Raw genomic sequence first — 3,233 nt, forward strand, 5'->3', positions numbered from 1 at the left:
GAACTGCTTGCGGTCATGCACATAGGGCACCACGACATCCATGCAGGCCTGCATGATGCCAAGCGGTCCACCCGAGAGCACCGCGCGCTCATAGTCGAGGCCCGACATCAGCACGCGCACGCCTTCGTTCAGCTTGCCGAGAACATTCTCCTCGGGCACTTCGCAATCCTCGAAGACGAGTTCGGCCGTGTTCGAGCCGCGCATGCCGAGCTTGTCGAGCTTCTGTGCCGGCTTGAACCCCTTGAAGCTCTTTTCGATGATGAAGGGCGTGATGCCCTTCGGCCCGGCTTGCGGTTCGGTCTTCGCATAGACGATCAGCGTTTCGGCATCCGGCCCGTTGGTGATCCACATCTTGTTGCCGTTGAGGACGTAGCGGTCGCCCCTCTTCTCGGCTCTCAAGCGCATCGAGACGACATCCGAGCCCGCACCCGGCTCCGACATCGCGAGCGCGCCGACATGCTCGCCCGAGATGAGCTTCGGCAGATATTTGTGCTTCTGCGCATCCGTGCCCCAGCGGCGAAGCTGATTGACGCAGAGATTGGAATGCGCCCCGTAGGACAGACCGACGCTCGCCGAGCCGCGGCTGATCTCTTCCATCGCGACCACATGCTCGAGATAGCCGAGCCCCGCCCCGCCAAATTCTTCCTCGACCGTAATGCCGAGGAGACCGAGATTGCCGAGCTCGGGCCAGAGGTCGCGCGGAAACATATTGGAGGCGTCGATCTCGGCGGCGCGCGGCGCGATCCGGTCCGCCGTATAGGACCGCACGGTGTCGCGGATCATGTCGGCGGTTTCGCCGAGGTCGAAATCGAGCGATTGAAAATCGGAAGCCATGGCGGCGAACCTTCTTTATTGTTCTATTTGCCGGGTGAGTAGATATCGACGACATCGGTCTGGGTAAAGACCGTATAGACGCCGGCGCCGGGACTTCCCCCGACGACGAAAAGCTTGCCGCCCGCAACCCCGGCAACAGCGCCGTGGCGCGGCGTCGGCAAGGGCGCGGCGCGAGACCAGGCGCCGTTCGCAAGCACGAAGTGATCGCCATAGGTTTTCGGCGGCGACAGGCTTTCGCCGCCCAGCACATGAATCCTGCCGTCGAGCAGCGCCGCAGCATGGCCTTCGCGCGCGATCGGCAGGGACGGCCCGGCGCGCCAGGCGTCGCGCGTCGTATCGAAGATGTCGACGCGCGCCGTCGGCCTGCCGTCCTCGATGCCGCCGATGACGTAAATGTCGGTGCCGAGCGCAACGACCGCCGCCCGCGCGCGCGGCGCCGGCAGATTGCTCCTGGCCGTCGACCAGACGTCGGCCGCCGGATCATAGATGAATACGCGGCCCGCCTCGACGCCCCGTCCGCCGACCGCATAAAGCTTGCCGCCCACCGCCGCGAGGCCCAGGGCGACGCGCGCGTCCGGCATCGGCGCGCCGTTACGCCAGCCGCGCGCGGGATCGAAGATCCACATCGCATTCGTCTCGTCCACCGTCGGATCGTCGCGCGTACCGCCCGTCGCGTAACCGCCGGCGATGTAAATCCTGCCGTCGCTCGCCGCGATGCCGAACTGCTCGAGTCCGATGGGCAGCGCCACGTCGGCGCGCCAGATGTCGCCGATCGTGTCGTAGACCTCGGTCAGCGCCCGCGGACCCGACGTACTCCCGCCGCCGACGACATAAAGGTCGGAGCCCAGAACCGCCGCGCCCGCATTGGCGCGCGCCGTCGTCATGGGATTGCCTTCATGCCAGGCTTCCGCCCAAGCAGGACCCGGCAGGATCCCGAGGAGACACAGACACAAAAAAGGCAGGGACAGACGGAACGACGACAACACACGCATCAAGGCCTCGGCAATCGTGGCCGCCATGGCGACAGCGGACGGAAAGTTCGGCGGCAGTGTGCGTCATTTGCGCGCCTCTCGCCAGCGCGCCCGGATGTCCCAAAGAGGAGAGCCAAAGAAAAAGCCGGCCACCCTTTCGGGAGCCGGCTCTTCGTCTTGTCCTTGCGGCATGGTGCGGTCGAGAAGACTCGAACTTCCACGGGTTGCCCCACAGCGACCTCAACGCTGCGCGTCTACCAATTCCGCCACGACCGCGCATGTCTCAAGGACGCGCCGATGTAACAAATCCCTCACGGCTACTCAAGCTGCAAATTGAGGGACGGCGGAATAAGCGGGACGGGCTTCAGATACCGTCGCCGCCCGTGTTGATCGGCAGGTGGATGCCGCATTCGTCCTTGTCGCGGCCGACCCAGCGGCCGTCGCGATAGCTGCCGCCTTCCGGCACGCGCTCGGTGCAGGGCATGCAGCCGATGGAGAGGTATCCGTCCTTCACCAGCGGATGACGGGGCAGCCTGTTTGCGTCGGTGTACCGCTCAAGCTCCTCCTGGCCCCAGAGAGCCAGCGGGTTGATCTTGAAGCGCGTACCCCTGGCGCTGCCGGGCTCGCCGGTGCCGCGCACGGCCTCCTCCTCGATCGGCTCCATGGTCGTCCGGGCGGAGGTCTGGAAGCGCTTGCGGCCAGTGATCGAGGCCTCGAAGCCCTTCAGGGCCCGTTCGAGCGGCAGAACCTTGCGCACGAAGCAGCAGGCGTCGGGGTCGGCGTTCCACAGCGCGCCGTTCGGATCGCGCGCAGCAAGATCGGCCGGGTGCGGCCCGGCGGCGCGCACATCGGTCAGGCCAAGGCGCTCCTGCAGGCGGTCGCGATAACGCAGCGTCTCGCCGAAAAGCTTGCCGGTGTTCAGGAAGATGACCGGTGTGGCCGGATCGATCTCGGCAACCATGTGCAGAAGCACGGCAGACTCGGCGCCGAACGAGGAAACGACCGCGATCTTGCCCGCGAATTCGCCCTTGATCGTCGCTTCGAGCAAAGCCTGTCCGGTCAGCCCCTCGTAGCGTTCGCGCAAGCCGCTCAGGCGCGGCGAAACCACGGTCTGGGCGTCCATTACGGCCGCCCGGTTTTCATGGCTCTTGAGCTGCAGGACTGTCATGGGAGCCAACCTTTCTCATCGATATGGGCCTCGGTCCGCCGTCCGATTTCGGACATGTCCAGGCCCTCCTCGCGCCAGGCGTCCCGGCGTTCCGCCAGGTCCTGAAGCCGTCCGGCCCAATCGGGGTCGAACAAATCCTCGAGATAGCGCCGGAGGCGCCGCGCGAGGCCCGGGGACTTTCCCCCGGTCGAAACTGTCAGAAGCAGGTCGCCCCGCCTCACCGTCGATGGCACGTGGAAGTCGCAAAGCGCCTTCACGTC

At 65.9% G+C, this 3,233-nt stretch carries 4 protein-coding genes and 1 tRNA gene; all 5 read right to left on the bottom strand.

What is annotated here, in order from left to right; translation table 11 throughout:
- The coding region (locus tag VMR03_RS17640; protein ID WP_325407549.1) for an acyl-CoA dehydrogenase family protein at positions 1–834 on the bottom strand (834 nt) is incomplete at its 3' end.
- Between the two features lie 23 nt (positions 835–857).
- Positions 858–1,718 (bottom strand): Kelch repeat-containing protein, encoded by an 861-nt coding sequence (locus VMR03_RS17645; RefSeq protein WP_325407551.1) that lies wholly within the window; start codon positions 1,716–1,718, stop codon positions 858–860.
- A gap of 278 nt (positions 1,719–1,996) precedes the next feature.
- A tRNA-Leu gene (locus VMR03_RS17650) sits at positions 1,997–2,081 on the bottom strand.
- Positions 2,082–2,169: 88 nt separating this feature from the next.
- Positions 2,170–2,973: a phosphoadenylyl-sulfate reductase gene (locus VMR03_RS17655; RefSeq protein ID WP_325407553.1), complete on the bottom strand. Its 804-nt coding sequence runs from the start codon at positions 2,971–2,973 to the stop codon at positions 2,170–2,172.
- On the bottom strand, positions 2,970–3,233 hold a 264-nt coding region (locus tag VMR03_RS17660; protein ID WP_414693203.1), incomplete at its 5' end, for a precorrin-2 dehydrogenase/sirohydrochlorin ferrochelatase family protein. The genes VMR03_RS17660 and VMR03_RS17655, both read right to left, overlap by 4 nt.

This window comes from Parvibaculum sp. (assembly GCF_035511255.1).
Lineage (GTDB): Bacteria > Pseudomonadota > Alphaproteobacteria > Parvibaculales > Parvibaculaceae > Parvibaculum.

Excerpts from the sequence above, each read along its gene's own strand:
- VMR03_RS17645 (WP_325407551.1), bottom strand. The coding sequence starts at position 1,718 with ATGACGACGGCGCGCGCCAATGCGGGCGCGGCGGTTCTGGGCTCCGAC.
- VMR03_RS17655 (WP_325407553.1), bottom strand. The coding sequence starts at position 2,973 with ATGACAGTCCTGCAGCTCAAGAGCCATGAAAACCGGGCGGCCGTAATG.